The sequence below is a fragment of the Massilia sp. UYP34 genome, assembly GCF_056279385.1.
Genome location: NZ_JBWBRF010000015.1, coordinates 38,316 through 55,412, shown reverse-complemented (window position 1 = coordinate 55,412; position 17,097 = coordinate 38,316). Strand labels below are relative to the sequence as shown.

Annotated in this window: 13 protein-coding genes; 6 read left to right on the top strand and 7 right to left on the bottom strand. The window is 68.1% G+C overall.

The annotated features are described in order from the left end of the window. Window positions 1-66 precede the first annotated feature (66 nt). The 4 genes from ACZ9AQ_RS19000 to ACZ9AQ_RS18985 all read right to left on the bottom strand — a co-directional run bounded on the left by ACZ9AQ_RS19000 (window position 67) and on the right by ACZ9AQ_RS18985 (window position 3,345). Window positions 67-1,335, bottom strand: a complete 1,269-nt coding sequence (locus tag ACZ9AQ_RS19000; RefSeq protein WP_429206262.1) for a cytochrome c — start codon at window positions 1,333-1,335, stop codon at window positions 67-69. Further along, a complete protein-coding gene (locus ACZ9AQ_RS18995; protein ID WP_429206260.1) occupies window positions 1,332-2,051 on the bottom strand; it encodes a c-type cytochrome in 720 nt (239 codons plus the stop codon). Before ACZ9AQ_RS18995 ends, ACZ9AQ_RS19000 begins: the two co-directional genes overlap by 4 nt. A 167-nt stretch (window positions 2,052-2,218) precedes the next feature. After that, entirely contained in the window at window positions 2,219-2,845 is a 627-nt protein-coding gene (locus tag ACZ9AQ_RS18990) for a 3'-5' exonuclease (RefSeq protein ID WP_429206258.1), read from the bottom strand. Beyond that, complete coding sequence (locus ACZ9AQ_RS18985; RefSeq protein ID WP_429206256.1) at window positions 2,842-3,345, bottom strand: ProQ/FINO family protein; 504 nt, start codon at window positions 3,343-3,345, stop codon at window positions 2,842-2,844. Before ACZ9AQ_RS18985 ends, ACZ9AQ_RS18990 begins: the two co-directional genes overlap by 4 nt. Window positions 3,346-3,906: 561 nt before the next feature. Between ACZ9AQ_RS18985 and rpoD the strand changes: the two genes are divergently transcribed. Continuing rightward, window positions 3,907-6,660 (top strand): RNA polymerase sigma factor RpoD, encoded by a 2,754-nt coding sequence (gene rpoD / locus ACZ9AQ_RS18980; RefSeq protein WP_429206254.1) that lies wholly within the window; start codon window positions 3,907-3,909, stop codon window positions 6,658-6,660. A gap of 255 nt (window positions 6,661-6,915) precedes the next feature. Here rpoD and ppc read toward each other — a convergent pair whose 3' ends face one another. After that, the gene (ppc, locus tag ACZ9AQ_RS18975; RefSeq protein WP_429206253.1) at window positions 6,916-9,756 is read right to left on the bottom strand and encodes a phosphoenolpyruvate carboxylase; all 2,841 of its coding nucleotides are present in this window, start codon (window positions 9,754-9,756) and stop codon (window positions 6,916-6,918) included. A 167-nt stretch (window positions 9,757-9,923) separates the two neighbouring features. Between ppc and hemC the strand changes: the two genes are divergently transcribed. From hemC to ppa, 5 genes are all read left to right on the top strand, one after another. Then, entirely contained in the window at window positions 9,924-10,901 is a 978-nt protein-coding gene (gene hemC / locus ACZ9AQ_RS18970; protein ID WP_429206251.1) for a hydroxymethylbilane synthase, read from the top strand. Then, window positions 10,894-11,700 carry a uroporphyrinogen-III synthase gene (locus tag ACZ9AQ_RS18965; RefSeq protein WP_429206249.1) on the top strand — a complete coding sequence of 269 codons (807 nt, stop codon included), beginning with the start codon at window positions 10,894-10,896 and terminating at the stop codon, window positions 11,698-11,700. The genes hemC and ACZ9AQ_RS18965 overlap by 8 nt, the downstream gene beginning before the upstream one ends. After that, a complete protein-coding gene (locus ACZ9AQ_RS18960; protein WP_429206247.1) occupies window positions 11,697-12,968 on the top strand; it encodes a uroporphyrinogen-III C-methyltransferase in 1,272 nt (423 codons plus the stop codon). Before ACZ9AQ_RS18965 ends, ACZ9AQ_RS18960 begins: the two co-directional genes overlap by 4 nt. 26 nt (window positions 12,969-12,994) lie before the next feature. Further along, complete coding sequence (locus ACZ9AQ_RS18955; RefSeq protein ID WP_429206245.1) at window positions 12,995-14,191, top strand: heme biosynthesis protein HemY; 1,197 nt, start codon at window positions 12,995-12,997, stop codon at window positions 14,189-14,191. Between the two features lie 127 nt (window positions 14,192-14,318). Next, entirely contained in the window at window positions 14,319-14,858 is a 540-nt protein-coding gene (ppa, locus tag ACZ9AQ_RS18950; protein ID WP_429206243.1) for an inorganic diphosphatase, read from the top strand. A gap of 75 nt (window positions 14,859-14,933) precedes the next feature. On the opposite strand, the gene ACZ9AQ_RS18945 is transcribed toward ppa, so the two are convergent. Both ACZ9AQ_RS18945 and ACZ9AQ_RS18940 read right to left on the bottom strand, forming a co-directional pair. Then, window positions 14,934-16,037, bottom strand: a complete 1,104-nt coding sequence (locus tag ACZ9AQ_RS18945; protein WP_429206241.1) for a branched-chain amino acid ABC transporter permease — start codon at window positions 16,035-16,037, stop codon at window positions 14,934-14,936. Window positions 16,038-16,041: 4 nt separating this feature from the next. Next, complete coding sequence (locus ACZ9AQ_RS18940) at window positions 16,042-17,088, bottom strand: branched-chain amino acid ABC transporter permease (RefSeq protein ID WP_429206239.1); 1,047 nt, start codon at window positions 17,086-17,088, stop codon at window positions 16,042-16,044. Window positions 17,089-17,097: the final 9 nt, after the last annotated feature.

Below are 17,097 nucleotides of genomic sequence, written 5' to 3'. Positions count from 1 at the left end.
GCACGACCATGCGTACCCAGCCGTCCGGTTCGGGCAGGCAACGGCAGAGGACGCCACCATGCGGGGTCAGTCGCCGCTGATCGCCCGGTGCCGGTTCACCTCGACCGCGGTCACGGGCGGCGCCGCATTGCCCCAGCTGGCACGAATCCAGGTCAGCACCGCCGCCACCTGGGCGTCGTCGAGCTCGTGGCCGAAGGGCGGCATGCCGTAGGGGCGGGGATTGCCCTTCGTCCCGGGCGGGAAGCCGCCATTGACCGTCATGCGGATCACGTTCACCGCCGGCGTCAAGGTCACGGCGCGGTTTCCCGCCAGCGGCGGATAGGCGGGCAGCTTGCCGCGCCCATCGTCGCCATGGCATTGCGCGCAACTGGCCGCGTAGATGCGGCGACCCTCGAGCAGCACCTGCTCGTCCGCCGGCGGCATGCGATCCGGCTGACGCGCGGGTGTCGCGGGCAGGGACTGCAGATAGCTCGCCATCGCGCCCAGGTCGTCCGGCGTCAGGTGCTGCAGGCTGCGCGCCACCACTTCGGCCATCGGCCCGGTCGCCGCGCCGCGCGGCGAGATGCCGGTGCCGAGCAGCGCCACGATGTGTTCCCGGTCCCAGTCTTTCATGCCGGCCTCGCCGCCGGACGTGAGCGACGGCGCATACCAGCCCAGCGTGGGAATCAGGCCACCGTCGAGTCCTTCCTGGTGCGCGCCGAACTGGTTGCGCGTGCTGTGGCAGGCGCTGCAGTGCCCCAGGCCCTCGACCAGGTAGGCGCCGCGATTCCATTCGGCGCCGCGCGCCGGCTGCGCCGCGTGCACGCCGGGGCGGAAGTACAGCAGGCGCCAGCCGGCCAGCAGCGCCTGGCTGTCGTAGGGGAAGTCCAGCTCGTGCGGCCGGTTCGGCTGACGCTCTGGCGCCAGGCTGCGCAAGTAGGCGAACAGGGCGTCCGAGTCGTCGCGCGTGACCTTCGTGTAGTTCGGATAGGGGAAGGCAGGGTAGAGCAGGCGGCCATCCCGGGCGATGCCGTTGTGCAGGGCGTTCCAGAAGTCGTCCGCGCTCCAGTCGCCGATGCCGGTTTCCTTGTCGGGCGTGATATTCGGTCCGTAGAAGCGCCCGAACGGCGTGTCGAGGGCGCGGCCGCCGGCGTACGCCACGCCGCCGCGCGCCGTATGGCAGGCGATGCAGTCGCCGGCCCGGGCCAGGTAGGCGCCGCGCTCGATATTGGCGGCGGACGGCGCGTAAGCCTGCGGCGAGCGCGCCGGGATATGCTCGGCGCGCGGCCACGCCAGCGCCACCGCGGCCAGCACGAGCAGGACGACCACGAAGAGGGCGAGGCGCAGCGGCTTCATCGCGCCTCCGGATCGCTGCCGCAGGCCAGCGGCAGTGGGCGCGCGATGGACTCGGCCGGGCGCGGGTCTGGCGGCATCGGCTGCGCCGCCAGCCAGCCCGACACGGCGGCCACGTCTTCCAGCGACAGGCGCGCGGTGATGTCGGCCATGCAGTCCGGCGCGTGCGCGCGCCGCACCTTGTTGCGCCAGGCGCCGAACTGCGCGTTGAGGTAGTCGCGCGGCAGTCCGAGCAGGCCCGGGATGTTCGGCTGCACGCCGGTCAGGCGCGCGCCATGGCAGGCAACGCAGGCCGGGATCTTGCGCGCGGCGTCGCCGTCGAGCACCAGCCGGCGCCCGCGCTCGAGCACGGCGCCCGACAAGCCGGAAGGCTGGGGCGGCAGCACGGTCGGCGGCTGGGCCGCGAAGTGGCGCGCGATCTCGCGCAGGTACGCGTCGGGCAGGTGGTCGACCAGGTAGGTCATCAAGGGATACTGGCGCCGCCCGTCGCGAAAGTTGAGCAGCTGGTGATGCAGGTACCCGGCCGGCTTGCCCTGCAGGCGCGGATAGAAGCTGTCATTGACCGGATTGCCGCGCGCGTCGACCCGCGCATGGCAGGTGGCGCAGGCGAGCAGGCGCTGGTCGAGGGTGTCGGGGACGGTTTGCGGCGCCGCCGTGGCCGTGCAGGCAAGCGCGCCGAGCAGGGAAGCGAAAAACAGGCGAAGGCGTCGTGATCTCATGTGCTCCCACCGGCATCGAAGATGGTGGGAATGATAGCGCGAATTGCCGGGGGATCGTTCTTTCTTCGAGGGGCGGGGCAGGCGCGGGGGAGAGCGTGGACGGGTGAACGGGTGGACAGGTGGATGTTGAGCCGGCTGCGCGCCCCGGTCCACCCTGCGGCGATCCTTCAGGCTTTCGACGCCGGCGGATTCGCCTTCCAGTGCCGGTAGATCTTCAATGCCGCATGCGCATCGTCGGCCGCATACTGCAACTGCTTGTCCGACAGCCGGGGCAGGGCCCAGTTGGTGGTGGTGATGCGCTTGGATTTTTGCAGGCGCTGGCCCAGGAAGCGCTCGACCGCGCTCCTCGCGCCGAGCGGGTTGCGTTCGCCGCGCCGGCGCAGGGCCGTCGACAGGTCGAGCACGCTGCGCAGCTCGATGCCCAACTTGGACTTCAAGCGCCGCACGTCGTCGCCCAGGCCGAAGCCGACCTTCAGCACGCGCTCGTCCTCGAGCACGGGTTTGAGCACGGTGATTGCCAGCGCATTGCCGGCCGGGGTCGCGGTCTGGAACAGCCAGGCCGTCTCCAGGGTGGCGAGCTGCACCAGGTGCGGCCCGGTCGAGACCTCGCCCTTGGCGAAGGTTGGCTTCGATTCGGTGTCGAAGCCGATCGCGTCGCTGCCCAAGAGGTCGGCCAGCGCCTCGCGCGCGTCCTGCTCGCTGCGCACCAGGCGCACCCGGGCCAGGTCGATGCCGACGTACGGTGGCAGATCGGGCGCCGGGTCGTCCCCGGCGATCTCGGGCCCTGCGTTCAACTCTTGGAGAACTTGGAGGCCAGCGCCTGCAGTTTTTCCTGGCGCTTGCGGTTGTTTTCTTCTTCTTGCGCGGCGTCGCGTTCGGCCTTCTTGCGATCGGCTTCCTTCTTGAAGCGCTGCTGCAGTTGTTCCTTGGCGTGCAGGCGGTGCGCCTCGGGCACTTCGGCCCCGGCGGCGCCGTCCAGGTCATGGCGCACTTTCGCCTTTTCCATCGCGCGCAGGTAGCGCATCGAACTGGTATGGATGCCGAGCGCGGCGCGCATCACCTTCTTGTCCAGGCCCGGCATGCGGGCCAGCAACTGCTTGTCGATGCCGATCGACAGCGGCAGGCAGTCGCGGAAGGCTGGAAACTCCTGCTGGAGCTGCTTGAGCAGAGCGCGCGCCGACATGCCTTGCGCCGGCGCGGCGCCAGGCGCAGCGCCAGCCGGCGCTTGCGTCTGCTGCGGTTCCGGAGTGGTGGCGTTGTTGTCGACGGACTCTGCAGGGGTAGTGGTATTCATTGACTTCATGGTAAGAACAAGATTGCGAAGGATAGCACGGCGCTCGGCGCGCATTGTACTAGTTCCAATTATAAATGTTGGGAAACTCACGGCAGGGAGAGGCGCCGGCGCATGAAATCGTGTATCATCCGCCTCTTGCCTTGAGTCCGGCTTGCGCCGGCGCAGACACGCCCAGTAGCTTGTACGGAAGGCATGTCAGGGTGGTGCTATGTGAATTGTGTATATCCCTTATCGGATCTATCAATTATCACCAAAACTTGCATTGGGGCATAATGGCCCCTTCGCCTATTCTTCAAGAAAAATAGATGCAAGCCCGTGTTAGCGGGCTTTTTTTCGTTCCGACATGCACAGCACGATTTTGAACATCGACCATCGCCTATCCGTTCGCAGCCCAGAATCGTGTCGGCGCGCGCAAAACCGGGCAAGTCGTGCTTGAAACCTGGCATGTCCGCCCCTAGGTAGGGCCACTTCCGTTCCCCCTTTCCCAGGATCCGTACGCGGATCCCGCTGGATTATTGACTTCGCAGGCGCACAACTCGCCTCGACTGGAGAGTTTTAAGTATGAAAAACACCGCCAAGACATTGACACTGACAGCGAAAAAAGCGCCGGCCAAGGCTTCGGCGCCGCTGGCAGTGCCGAAAACCGCGACCTCCTACTTCCTTGAAACGGAAGCGGCGGCCAAGGTGACGGTGGTCAAGACCCGCTCGCGCCTGGCCACGCTGAAGGCGCAGGCCGACGCCATCCTGGCCGCCGGCGGCCAGGTGGCGGCCGAACCGGTCGCTGTGCCAGTCGAGCAAGATGCTCCTGCCGCCGCTGCGCCCGATACACCTGCTGCGCCTGCATTGGCCCCGGTCGCCGCCGCGGTCGAAGAAGCAATCCATGAAGCGGTGACCGCTGCGGCGCCCGCCGAAGCCGAGGTGGACGCCGGCAGCGACCTGGCCGCCGAATACCTGCAGGCGCAGGCCAAGCCGGCCGTGGCGCCGCTCATCGTGCGCAAGCGCGGCAAGCTGGCTGCCCTGAAGGCAGCCGAGCCGGATGCCCCGACCGCCGCTGCTCTGACCGCCGCTTCTGCGCCGACCGCGGTCCCGATGGCCGAGGCCGCTGCCGAGGAAGTGCCGAAAGCCGTGCGCGCCCGCGCCGTGCGCCGCGTCGACGCCAGCCCGGCGGCCGGCGTCCCCGTGAGCGCCGTCGGCGCCGTCAGCAAGACCACCGACGCCGCCGCGCTGGCCGCGATCGACACCTCGGGCTACCTGCTGCCGCAGGTGAAGGTCCCGGGCCGCCGCGGCCGCAAGCCAAGCGAATTCGTGCCGGAGAACGACGAAGTCGCGGCGCTGAACGCCGTCGAGCGCGCCGAGCTGAAGGCCGCCTCGAAGGCGCGCGAGCGCAAGGCCAAGGGCGTCGCCATGCTGAGCGAAGCCGGCTTCTCGGAAGCCGAACTCGAAAAGCGCCGCCAGCAGCTGAAGAACCTGATCAACATGGGCAAGGAGCGCGGCTACCTGACCCATGCGGAGATCAACGACCACCTGCCGGAAAACATCATCGATCCGGAAGCGATCGAAGGCATCATCGCGACCTTCAACGACATGGGCATCGCCGTCTACGAGCGCGCCCCTGAAGCCGAAATGATGCTGCTGTCGGACCAGGCCGTGACCCCGACCAGCGAAGACGAAGTCGAGGCCGCCGCCGCGACCGCGCTGTCGACCGTCGACTCCGATTTCGGCCGCACCACCGACCCGGTCCGCATGTACATGCGTGAGATGGGCGCGGTGTCGCTGCTGACGCGCGAAGGCGAGATCGAGATCGCCAAGCGCATCGAGCAGGGCCTGAAGGACATGGTGCAGGCCATCTCGGCGTGCCCGATCACGATCTCGGAAATCATCGCGCTGTCGCACAAGATCGCCAGCGACGAGCTGAAGATCGACGACGTGGTCGATGGCTTCGTCGACCTCGAAGACACCCCGGCGCCGGCCGCCTCGGTGGCCCACGCCGCCGCTTCCGCGGAAGAGGAGGATGAGGAAGAAGTCGAAGTCGAGGACGAGGAAGAAGAGGGCGACGGCGGCAACGCCAGCGGCGCGGCCGGCTACTCGGCCGAGCAGCTGGCCCAGTTGCGCAAGGGCGCGCTGGAGAAATTCGCGCTGATCGAGCAGCAGTTCGACCTGATGGGGCACGCCTTCAAGAACGACGGCTATGGTTCGCCGGCCTACGAAGAAGCGCAGGCCGTGATCTCGTACGAGCTGCTGGGCATCCGCTTCACCGCCAAGGTGGTCGAAAAGCTGTGCGACTCCCTGCGCGGCCAGATGGACGAAGTGCGTTCGATCGAGCGCTCCGTGCTGGACATCTGCGTGAACCGCTGCGGCATGCCGCGCGCCCACTTCATCAAGGTCTTCCCGGGCAACGAGACCGACCTGCAGTGGGGCGACCGCGAAGTCGACTGCGCCTATCCGTACAGCGCGGTGCTGAGCCGGAACCTGCCGGCGATCAAGGAGCTGCAGCAGCGCATGATCGACCTGCAGGCGCGCGTGGCGCTGCCGCTGGCCGACCTGCGCAAGATCAACAAGCAGATGGCGGCGGGCGAGAAGCGCGCACGCCAGGCCAAGCGCGAAATGACAGTGGCCAACCTGCGCCTGGTGATCTCGATCGCGAAGAAATACATCAACCGCGGCCTGCAATTCCTGGACCTGATCCAGGAAGGCAATATCGGCCTCCTGAAGGCGGTCGACAAGTTCGAATACCGCCGCGGTTATAAATTCTCGACCTATGCGACCTGGTGGATCCGCCAGGCGATCACGCGCTCGATCGCCGACATGGCGCGCACGATCCGCGTGCCGGTGCACATGATCGAGACGATCAACAAGATGAACCGCATCTCGCGCCAGATCATGCAGGAAACCGGCAGCGAGCCGGATCTGCCGACGCTGGCCGCCAAGATGGAGATGCCGGAGAATAAGGTGCGCGAGATCATGAAGATCGCGAAGGAGCCGATTTCGATGGAAACCCCGATGGGCGAGGACGGCGATTCGCAGCTGGGCGACTTCATCGAGGACAACGCGACCCTGGCCCCGCTGGACGCCGCGCTGCACGCCTCGATGCGCAACGTGATCAAGGAAGTGCTGGATTCGCTGACTCCGCGCGAAGCGAAGGTGCTGCGCATGCGCTACGGCGTCGAGATGTCGAACGACCACACGCTGGAAGAAGTGGGCAAGCAGTTCGACGTGACGCGCGAGCGCATCCGCCAGATCGAAGCCAAGGCGATGAGCAAGCTGCGCCAGCCATCGCGCTCGGACAAGCTCAAGACCTTCCTGCACAACCATTAACCTGGTTGGCGCGATGTGAAAAAGCCGCCCGGCTTGCGCCAGGCGGCTTTTTTTTGTGCCCGTTTTTTTGTGCTCGCTTTTTTTTACGCGCTTTTTGTGCGTGCTATCTGGAGGCCGCCGACTTGGGTCCCCGCCTTCGCGGGGACGACGTGCAGGTGCTGGTGGTCATCGGAAATCGACCCGGTCCACGAACCTTCTCACGTCGTTCCCGCGAAGGCGGGAACCCAAGTTGCGAGCAGACCGCCAACGCGCCCGTCAGCCCGTGTTGCGCAACCCCGCCGCCACCCCATTGATCGACAGGTGAATGCCGCGATGCACGCGCGGATCGGCATTGTCGGCCAGCTTGCGGCGGCGATGGATCAGCTCCACCTGCAGGTGGTTCAGCGGATCGAGGTAGGCGAAGCGGTTCTGGATCGAGCGCGCCAGCAGCGGGTTGCCGGCCAGCCGCTCGCTGGCGCCGGTGATCGCCTCCAGGCAGCGGATCGTCTCGCCATGCTCGGCCGAGATGCGGCGGAAGATGCGCTCGCGCAGGCCCGCGTCGCTCACCAGGCCGGCATAGCGCGAAGCGATCGCCAGGTCGGTCTTGGCCAGCACCATGTCCATGTTCGACAGCAGGGTGGCGAAGAACGGCCAGTCGCGGTACATCGCGCGCAGTTCTTCCAGTTTCGCCTCGCGCTCGCCCCCGACGCTGGCGTCGTCGAGCCAGCTCGTCACGCTCGACGCGAACCCGAACCAGCCCGGCAGCAGCAGGCGGCACTGGCCCCATGAGAAGCCCCACGGAATCGCGCGCAGGTCTTCGATGCGGCGGGTCGACTTGCGCGAGGCCGGACGCGAACCGAGGTTCAGTTCCGCGATCTCGGCGATCGGCGTGGCTTCGAAGAAGTAGTCGGTGAAGCCCGGCGTTTCGTACACGAGGTTGCGGTACGCCTTGTAGGCGCGGTTCGACAGCTCGGCCATCACGGACTCGAAACGCTGCAGGCGCCCGGCGTCGACGCCGCCGGCGCCGTCCTTGGCCGCATGCGGCGTCAGGCTCGCTTCCAGCGTGGCCGCCACCAGCAGCTCCAGGTTGCGCCGGCCGATCTCGGGGTTCGAGAATTTCGAGGCGATGATCTCGCCCTGTTCGGTCAGGCGGATCTGGCCGTTGACGGTGCCGGGCGGCTGGGCGCGGATCGCGTCGTAGCTCGGGCCGCCGCCGCGGCCGACGGTGCCGCCGCGGCCGTGGAACAGGCGCAGCTTCACCTGGCGCTGCTCGAACACCTCGACCAGTTTCAGCTCGGCCTGGTACAGCTCCCAGTTCGAGGTCAGGAAGCCGCCGTCCTTGTTGGAGTCGGAGTAGCCGAGCATGACTTCCTGCAGCCGGCCCTGTTTCTCGATGATGTCGGCCACCAGCGGAATCGCCATCCACTCGTCCATGATGCCGGCGGCGCGCTGCAGGTCGGGGATGGTCTCGAACAGCGGGATCACCATCACGTCGCTGCGCTCCGCCGTCGCGGAGCCGGCGCGGATCCGCATCAGGCCCGTTTCTTTCTGCAGCAGCAGCACTTCGAGCAGGTCGGATACGGTCTCGGTGTGCGAGATGATGTAGTTGCGGATCGCGCGCGGGCCGTAGCGCAGGCGGATCTCGCGCGCGCAGCGCAGGATCGCCAGCTCGGAATTGGTCTCGTCGCCGTAGCTTTCGTAGGGCGAGAACAGGGGCCGCGGCTGCGCCAGCTCGCGCAGGATCAGCGCGCGCTTGTCTTCTTCGTTCAGCGCCGCATAGTCGGCTTCGACCCCGGCGCGCGCGAACAGCTCGGCCAGCACGCGTTCATGGATGTCCGAGCTCTGGCGCATGTCGAGCGAGGCGAGATGGAAGCCGAAGATACGCGCGGCGCGCAGCAGGCCGGCCAGGCGCGGCTGGATCAGCATGGCGCCGTGGTTCTGGCGCAGCGAGTCGGCCAGCACCTCGAGGTCGGCCGCGAACAGTTCCGGATCGAGATAGGGCGCGGCATGGCCGACTTCCTTGCGCAGGATGTGGCCCACGCCCAGCTCGCGCGCGGTCGCGGCCAGGCGCGCATAGATGCCGATCAGGGCGCGGCGGTAGGGTTCGTCGCTGCGGTGCGGCGAGGCGTCGGGCGAGGCGTCGGCCAGCTGCTCCAGCGCGGGCGACACCTTGACCAGCAGGGTGGAAGCCGACAGCTCGGCGCCCAGCGCGTGCACCTCGTCGAGGTAGAAGTCGAGGATGGTGGTCGACTGGCGCGTCAGCGCATGGCGCATGGTGTCGGCGTTGACGTTCGGGTTGCCGTCGCGGTCGCCGCCGATCCAGCTGCCCATCTGCAGGAACGAGGCGTGCGCGGCCGACGCCGATCCATCGCCGCCATACTGCTCGGCGACCTCGAGTTCGATGTCGTCGTACAGGGCCGGGACTTCGCGCAGGAAGGTGATGCGGTAATAGGATAGGGCGTTCTCGATCTCGTCGGCCACGGTCAGCTTGGAGTAGCGCAGCATGCGCGTCTGCCACAGGGTGGCGATGCGGGCATGCAGCAGCTGCTCGTTGCGGCGCCGTTCCTTCGGCGTTTGCGGCAGGTCGCGCTCGGCCAGCAGGCGCGCGATGTCGTGTTCGGCGTCAAGGATGCTCTTGCGCTGGACCTCGGTCGGGTGGGCGGTCAGCACCGGCGAGATCAGGGCGTCGCGGAAGAAGGCGTCGACGGCGTCGCGCCCGATGCCGGCCTCGGCGAGCTTGCCCAGCGCGTAGCCGATGCTGCCCGAGCGCGGCGAGGACCCTTGAAGCAGGTGCGCGCGGCGGCGGCGGTTGTGGTGCTGGTCTTCGGCGATATTGGCCAGGTGCGAGAAATACGAGAAGGCGCGCACCACGGAAATCGTCTGGTCGCGCGTCAGCTTGTGCAGCAGGGTGGCCAGCTCTTCGCCGGCATCCGGGTCGTCGTCGCGGCGGAAACGCACGGCGGTCTGGCGGATGGTTTCGACGATGTCGAACACCGCGTCGCCCTCCTGGTCGCGCAGCACGTCGCCCAGCAGGCGGCCGAGCAGGCGGATGTCTTCTTTGAGCGGGGCGTCCTTGTCGGCGCCGGCTTGTACTACGGGTGCAGCAGGATTGTCCATGTCGACCACAGGTTATGATTGTGCGATGGCGGTGGGCCATGATCTGCAAGATGCCCCCATGATAAAATTTATGATCTTATGCAGGGAGCGGCTACTGGCATCGTCCGGGTCGGCCCAATGACAGTGAAAGAACTCGAGTGCTAAACGCCATACAGCAGGAATCTACCGTGACGCCCCAGGCGCCAGCGAAACTGATTATCGCATCCCGCGAGAGCCGCCTGGCCATGTGGCAGGCGGAGCACGTGCGCGACCGGCTCGCCGCATTATATCCAGAATGTAGCGTCGAAATTCTCGGAATGACAACACGCGGCGACCAGATCCTCGACCGCACCCTATCCAAGGTCGGCGGCAAGGGCCTGTTCGTCAAGGAACTCGAGGTCGCCATGGCCGAAGGCCGCGCCGACCTGGCCGTGCACTCGCTCAAGGACGTGCCGATGGAGCTGCCTGACGGGTTTGAGTTAACTGCCGTGCTCGAGCGCGAAGACCCGCGCGACGCGTTCGTGTCGAACGACTACGCCAGCCTCGACGACCTGCCGGCCGGCGCCGTGGTGGGCACCAGCAGCCTGCGCCGCCAGTCGCTGATCGCGGCGCGCTACCCGCACCTGGTGATCCAGCCGCTGCGCGGCAATCTCGACACGCGTCTCGGCAAGCTCGATCGTGGCGAGTACGCGGCCATCATCCTGGCCGCCGCGGGCCTCAAGCGCCTGGGGCTGCCGCAGCGCATCCGCGCGCTGCTCGAGCCCGAACTGAGCCTGCCGGCGGCCGGCCAGGGCGCGATGGCGATCGAGATCCTGAGCGGCCGGCGCAGCGACGGCGTCGACCTGCGCGCCGTGCTGGCGCCGCTCAACCACGTCGAAACCGCCCAGGCGGTGCTGGCCGAACGCAAAGTGTCGCGCATCTTCGGCGGCAGCTGCCAGATCCCGCTGGCGGCCTACGCCACCGTGCAGGACGGCCGGATGCGCCTGCGCGCCATGGTCGCGACCCCCGACGGCAAGCGCAGCGCGCACGCCGAGGTGGCGGGCGCCGCCGAACAGCCCGAATACCTGGGCGAACAGGTGTCCGAACTGCTGGCGCAGCAGGACGCCAGCGCGATCCTGGCCGCCTGCCGCGTCGATGCCGCCGAGGATGCAGCCAAGGATGCCTGAGCTGGGCCCGCCGGCGCGCGCGCGCGTGGTCGTGATCACCCGGCCGCGCGCCCAGGCCGATGACCTGGCGCAGGCGGTGCGCCAGGTCGGCCGCACGGCCGAGGTCCTGCCGCTGCTCGAGATCGCCCCGGTCGACGATCCGGCGCCGTTGCGTGCGGCGCTGGCCGCCCTGCATGACTACGCGCTGGCGGTGTTCGTCTCGCCGAATGCGGTCGATGCGGCGTTCGCCCACCTCGATGCATGGCCGCCGGCGGTGCCGCTGGCGGTCGTGGGCGAGGGCAGCCGCGCCGCGCTGGCGCGCCATGGCGTGGCGGCGCCCGGCCATACGATCCATAGCCCGCTGGACCCTGCCCGCAGCGATTCGGAACACCTGCTCCAGACCCTGGACTTGGGCGGCCTGGCCGGCCGGCGCGTGCTGATCGTGCGCGGCGACGGCGGGCGCGAGCTGCTGGCCGACGCCCTGCGCGCGGCCGGCGCCACGGTCGAGGCGGTGGCGGCCTACCGCCGCACCACCCCTTCGTTGACCGACGAGCTGGCCGCGCGATTGCGCGCCTTGCTGGCGCAGCCAAACGACTGGATAATCACGAGCTCGGAAGCCCTGCGCGGCCTGGCGGGCCTGGTGGCGGCGCTGGGGCCGCCGCCGTTGCGGGCGCAGTTCCAGGCGCAGTTCGAGCGGCAGCGCCTGGTCGTGCCCCATGCGCGGATTGCCGAGACGGCGCACGCCCTGGGCCTGCGCCACGTGACCCTGACGGGATCCGGAGATGCACGCCTACTAGCAGCGTTACAATCACAAGAATGAACGAATTGCCGAACAATCCAGATCAGCCGCAGGCCAATGGGCCCGCACCGAGCCTCCACAAGCCCGAGGGCGGCCAGGGCGGCGCGCCGCCGGGCGCGTCCGCCGGCGGCATCCCTCCAGGCGGCATGCCGCCGGCCGGTGGGGCGCCGCCGACGGGCGGCGTGCCCGTGCTGCCGCGCATCGGCGAGCCGGGCGGCCCTGGCCTGTTCGACCGCGTAGCGCGCCCGCTGCCGTTGGCCGTGATCGCCCTGGCCGTGCTGCTGGCGCTGCAAACGTACTCGTCGCACAACCGCATCAACTCGCTGCGCCAGGACATGGCGCGCAGCCTCCAGAAGGGCAACGCGGTCAATGCCGAGACGGCGGCGCTGGCGCGCGACGTGGCGGACCAGTCGAAGGAACTCCAGATCAAGGTCGGCGTGCTCGAAAGCCGCCAGAGCGAGGCCCAGAGCCAGCAGGTGGCGCTCGAGCAGCTGTACAAGGACTTGTCGCAGAACCGCGACGAGTGGGCGCTGACCGAGATCGAGCAGGTGCTGTCGACCGCCAGCCAGCAGCTGCAGTTGGCCGGCAACGTGCAGGGCGCCTTGATCGCGTTGCAGAACGCCGACCGCGCGGTCTCGCGCGCCGACACCCCGCAGTTCCTCACCATCCGGCGCGCCATCGCGGGCGACATCGAGAAGCTCAAGGCCTTGCCGGCGGTGGACCTGGCCGGCGTCGCCGTGCGCCTCGACCACGTGATCGGCCAGGTCGATTCGCTGCCGATGCTGTCCGACGAAAAGCCGCTGCTGCCGGTGGCGCCGCTGCGCGCCGCGCGCAAGGGCGAGGCCGCCGTCTCCGCAGCCGGCGCCGGGGCGAATGCGGCCGCCGCCGATGCGGCGCAGCCGCTGGGCGTGGGCCAGCGCATGCTGCAGACCTGGACCCAGTGGAGCCAGGAGATGTGGGACGACGTGCGCCAGCTGATCCGGGTGCGCAGCGTCGAGTCGCCCGAGGCGCTGATGCTGTCGCCGAGCGAATCGTTCTTCGTGCGCGAGAACCTCAAGCTGCGGCTGCTGAACGCGCGCCTGGCGCTGTTGTCGCGCAACGAGGCGACCTTCCGCGACGACCTGGCCACGGCCCAGGCCATGCTGGTCAGGTATTTCGACACGCGCGCGCGCGTGACGCAATCAAGCCAGGCCGCGCTGCGCCAGGTCCAGGCCAACGACCTGACGATCGAGATGCCGACGCTGGCCGACAGCCTGAACGCCGTGCGCAATTACAAAGCGAAACAATAAGCCATGCACAAAGCGAAGCGATCATAATGCGTTTACTTCTCTGGTTAGTCGCGCTGATGGCCGCCGCCATCGGCATTGCCGTGACGGCGCGCTTCAATCCGGGCAATGTAGTGCTGTTCTATCCGCCGCACCGGATCGACATGTCGCTCAACCTGTTCGTGGTGCTGCTGGTGGCATCCTTCCTGGCGCTGTACGGCCTGGTGCGCGCCATCAACGCCACCCTCAGGATGCCGCAGCGCGTGGCCGCCTATCGCCAGCGCCGCGCCGAACGCGAAGGCAACAAGGGCATGCGCGACGCGCTCAAGGCCCTGTTCGAAGGCCGCTTCGGCCACGCCGAAAAAGCCGCGATGCGCGCCGCGGAGCTGCCCGAGAACGCGGGCCTGGCGGCCCTGATCGGCGCGCGCGCCGCGCACCGCATGCGCGAGCCGGCGCGACGCGACGCCTGGCTGGCCGGGATCGCCCACGACCATACCCTCAAGACCGCGCGCCTGATGACGGTCACCGAATTGCTGGTCGACGACCACCAGCCCGAGGCCGCGCTCGAGGCGGTCGCCGAACTCAATGCCAGCGGCCAGCGCCACATCCACGCGCTGCAGTGGGCGATGAAGGCCAACCAGCAGGCGCGCAACTGGCCCGAGGTGCTGCGCCTGGTGCGCATCCTCGATAAACGCCGCGCGCTGCATCCGGCCCTGTCGAGCCGCCTGCGCGAGCTGTCCTACGAGGCGCTGCTGGGCGGCGACGGGCACGACGCCGAATCGCTGCGCCGCATCTGGGCCACGGTGCCGCCGCAAGACCGCACCGTGCCCTATGTCGCGGCGCGCGCGGCCGGCGCCTTCAATGCGTGCGGCCTGCACGACGAGGCGCGCGCGATCGCCGAAGAGTCGCTCAAGGCCGGCTGGGACGAGCGCGTGGTGCGCGCCTACCGCGACGCCGCCAGCCCGTCCGGGTCTCCTTCGCTCCTGGCCCAGATCGAGGCTTGCGAGACCTGGCGCCGCGAGCGCCCGATGGACGCCGAGCTGGCCCTGACCCTCGGTTCGCTGTGCCTGAAGCAGAAGTTATGGGGCAAGGCCCAGCGCTACCTGGAGCAGGCGCTGTCGGACGCCACCGAGCCGTCGATGGTGCGCGAGGCGCACCTCAAGCTGGCCCAGATGCACGAGGCGCTGGGGCAGGAGCAGGAGGCGGCAAGCCATTACCGGCAGTGCGCACTGGCCAGCATCCTGTAACAGCCTGTCGAGGCGGACCGGCAGCGCCGGCCCGCCGCACCATTGCCGGATGTTGCGCCGCACAGGCCATCCCTGTTTCGCTATAATGGCGGCCTATTATTGACTCTCCAGCAACCAAGGACCATCCATGAGCCTGAATAACGTTCCAGCCGGCAAAGACGTGCCGAACGACTTCAACGTCATCATCGAAATCCCGATGAACGCCGATCCGGTCAAATACGAAGTCGACAAGGACAGCGGTGCGATCTTCGTCGACCGTTTCATGGGTACGGCCATGCACTATCCGTGCAACTACGGCTACGTGCCGCAGACCATCGCCGACGACGGCGACCCATGCGACGTGCTGGTCATTACCCCGTTCCCGCTGCCGCCGGGCGTGGTGGTGCGCTGCCGCGCGCTGGGCGTGCTGAAGATGACCGATGACGGCGGCGGCGACGCCAAGGTGATCGCGGTGCCGGTCGAAAAAGTGCTGCCGATGTACAAGAAAATCCAGTCGCTGGACGACCTGGAAGAGCTGCGCCTGAAGCAGATCCAGCACTTCTTCGAGCACTACAAGGATCTGGAACCGGGCAAGTGGGTCAAGATCGAAGGCTGGGCCGGCATCGAGGAAGCCAAGGCCGAGCTGGTCAATGGCGTGGAAGCATTCAAGAAGGGCGCCAAGGCGTAATCGCCCAGGTCCGACGTTGTCGCCGAACGAGCCGGCGCCCGCGAGGGCGCCGGCTTTTTTTTGCCGGTCGCGGCCTCAGGCGCCGGGCGCGCGGCGCTGCGCCAGCCACGCCCGCACGCGCAGCTTGCCGACGATCCCGATCGGGAAGAAATAGATCGACAGGATGAACAGCACACCCAGCCACAGCAGCCAGCGGTCCGGGTGCAGCGCGGCGGCCAGCAACGGCACGCCTTCGAGCGCCGTGGATGCGTGCGCCATCAGTTCCTTCAGGTAGTTCTGGGCCAGCAGGAACAGGGTGGCGCCGATCACCGCGCCGTACATGGTGCCCATGCCGCCGATGACGACGATCAGGAGGATGTCGGTCATCACTTCGAAGCCGAGCGAGGTCTTGGGCCCCACGTAGCGCAGCCACAGCGCCATCAGGGCGCCGGCCAGCGCCGCCACCAGCGCGGCCAGGCAGTTGGCCCAGATGCGGTAGACCATGGTGCGGTAGCCGAGCGCCTCGGCGCGGAACTCGTTCTCGCGGATCGCCTGCAGCACGCGGCCGAACGGTGAGTTCACCAGCCGCAGCAGGAACAGGAACAGCAGCAGGCAGCCGGCGAACACCAGGTAATAGGTGATCACCTTGCCGTCGACGTAGCGGCCGAAGACCTCGTTCTCGAACAGCAGGTAGCTCGGCGACAGCACCTCGGGCACGCTGAAGGTCACGCCATCCTCGCCGCCGGTGAGGTCGGACAACTGCGAGGCCAGCACGGCAAACGAAGAAGCGACGGCCAGCGTGATCATGGCGTAGAAGATGGCGCGCACGCGCAGCGCGAACAGGCCGACCACCAGGGCCAGGGCCAGGGCCAGCAGCAGCGCCATCACCAGGCCCGTCACCATGACGCCCCAGGTGGGCTCGTCGACCCGGGCCAGGGCCAGGCCGATGCCATAGGCGCCGATGCCGTAGAACATGGTGTGGGCAAACGAGACGATGCCGGTATACCCCAGCAGCAGGTCGTAGGAAGCCACCAGCACGATGTAGACGCAGATCGTGGCCGCGGTATTGAGCGGACGCGCGCCGGAAAACAGGAACGGCGCCAGCGCCAGTCCCAGCACGATCGCGAGCAGCACCGCGGTCAGGATGCGGCTGCGCGGCAGGTCGCCGGAGAGAAGTCGGTGGAGTACGGAATTCGGCATGACTTCAGCTCCGCGACGTCGAATACAGGCCGGCCGGGCGCCACAGCAGGACCGAGATCATCAGGATGATGCTCGACACCAGGGCGATCTTCGGCGCCAGGAAGCCGGCGTAGTTGGCCACCAGCGCCATCAAGAGGGCGCCGATGAAGCAGCCGCCCACCGAGCCCAGGCCGCCGATGATGATGACGATGAAGATCATCACCATGATCTCGCTGCCCATCGCGGCGGTGAGCGTTTCCTTGTACAGGCCCCACATCACGCCGCCCAGGCCCGCCAGCGCCGAGCCTGCGGCGAACACGGCCACGAACAGGCGCCGGATGCGGTAGCCGAGCGCCTCGACCATTTCGCCGTTCTCGACCCCGGCGCGCACCAGCAAGCCGACCTTGGTGCGGTTGAGCACCAGGAACATGGCGACGAACACCACCAGCCCGACCACCACCGCCACCAGGCGGTACTTCTCCACCGCCGCGTCCTGCCACACGATGGCGCCGCGCAGCGCGGTCGGCAGCGGCAGGGCGATCGTCTCGGCGCCCCAGATCACGTGGATCAGCTGTTCGGCCACGATCATGCCGCCCATCGTGATCAGGATCTGCTTGAGGTGCTGGCCATAGACCGGCTTGACGATGATGCGTTCGAAGGCCCAGCCCAACAGGCCCGTGACGGCCATCGCCAGCGTGACGGCCAGGGCCAGCACGCCCAGGTTGATCAGGAGCGAGTCCATCTCGAGCCAGCCGCGCATGGGCAGCAGGACCAGCGTGGCGGTAAACGCCCCGACTGCGACGAAGGCGCCGTGGCCGAAGTTCAGCACGCTCATCAGGCCGAACACGAGGGTCAGGCCGCTGGCCATGATGAAGATCATCATGCCCATCGCCAGGCCGGCGACGGTGAGGGTGAGCCAGGTGGGGAAGCTGCCGACCAGCGGCAGCATGGCCAGCATCAGCGCGGGCACCAGCAGCAGCGGCGCGATGTCGCGCTTCGCCGCCGGCAGCGCGACATCGGCCTGGGCATTGGAGTTCGCCTTGGGCTCGGTAGCGGGAAGGATTGCACTCATGGTTCGTCC